2 protein-coding genes are annotated in these 1,189 nt (G+C 35.4%); both read left to right on the top strand.

All coding sequences use genetic code 11. The annotated features are described in order from the left end of the window. Positions 1 to 321, top strand: a 321-nt coding sequence (locus G588_RS21070) for a CDP-glycerol glycerophosphotransferase family protein (protein WP_035789028.1), incomplete at its 5' end; no start/stop codon positions are given. A 26-nt stretch (positions 322 to 347) separates the two neighbouring features. After that, positions 348 to 1,189: CDP-glycerol glycerophosphotransferase family protein (locus tag G588_RS21065; RefSeq protein WP_022780170.1), on the top strand; the 842-nt coding region annotated here is incomplete at its 3' end.

The following is a 1,189-nucleotide window of genomic DNA, read 5'->3' as shown; positions in this document are numbered from 1 at the left end:
GTAACGGATTATTCTTCTGCGATTTTTGATTTTGCTTATCTTAGAAAGAGCATAATATATTATCAGTTTGATGGTGATGAGTATTATCAAAACAATCCATTTATCAAGAAGGGCTTCTTTGACTATGAGAAGGATGGCTTTGGTCCTGTTGTGACGCAGTATGAGGATTTACAGGAAAAAATCATCTGTATGATACGACAGGGCTGTATTATTGATGAAAAATACCGGGAGCGTGCAGATTCTTTCTTCGCATATAGAGATAAGAGTAACTGTAAGAGGATATATGATCATATCAAGGAATTGACAAATGAGCATAATTAATCCGTTTAGTTCAGGGAGTTGCAATTATGGGGATAAAGAGTGTTATCTTCAGGCTTGAGAGAAAGGTCGGAAGAATATTTTATAGCAAGCATATCTGGCTTATTAGCGACAGGCAAATATCTGCAGGGGATAATGGAGAGGCTTTTTTTAAGTATCTTCAGTGCAAAGATGTTAATTCTGTTTTTGCATTAAGCAAGGAAAGCAAAGATTATGACCGGCTTACACAAATCGGAAAAGTGATTGACTATGATTCTCTGTTTTATAAGTTTTTGCTCTGTGTAGCGGATTGCCATTGCAGTTCTCAGATGATCCATATGGAGAGCCACAGGGAGACACCTCAGATTTTTTTACAGCATGGTGTAGCTGAAAAGGATATATCCAAAATGATCAATCCTGCATCTCACGAGAATTTTTATATGATAACTTCTTCAAGACAGGAAAGAGATTATATGCTGAGAGATGATTTTGTGATTGATGAAGATCATCTGTGGCTTACCGGACTTACAAGATTTGATTATTTGAATAATAATCCTCAGAAAATTATTGTTATAGCATTTACCTGGAGAGCATATCTTTCAGCTTTATCTGACGAGGAATTTATGGATTCCAAGTATTACAAAACAATTAAATCGATAATGGAAGATAAAAAACTCAGTGATGAATTGGCAAAAAGAGGTTATAAGCTGTGTCTGAGACTTCATCCTGAAATAGAATGGCGAAGAGACTTATTTCCGGATAACGCTTGCTGCAGCTTTTATACCGATTCGTATAACAAGATGTATTCTGAGGCTGAACTAATAGTAACGGATTATTCTTCTGCGATTTTTGATTTTGCTTATCTTAGAAAGAGCATAATATATTATCAGTT

The sequence above is a fragment of the Butyrivibrio sp. AE3009 genome, assembly GCF_000420845.1.
Taxonomy (GTDB): domain Bacteria; phylum Bacillota; class Clostridia; order Lachnospirales; family Lachnospiraceae; genus Butyrivibrio.
Note: the sequence above shows the minus strand (reverse complement) of the source record. Positions and strands in the feature narration are given on the sequence as shown.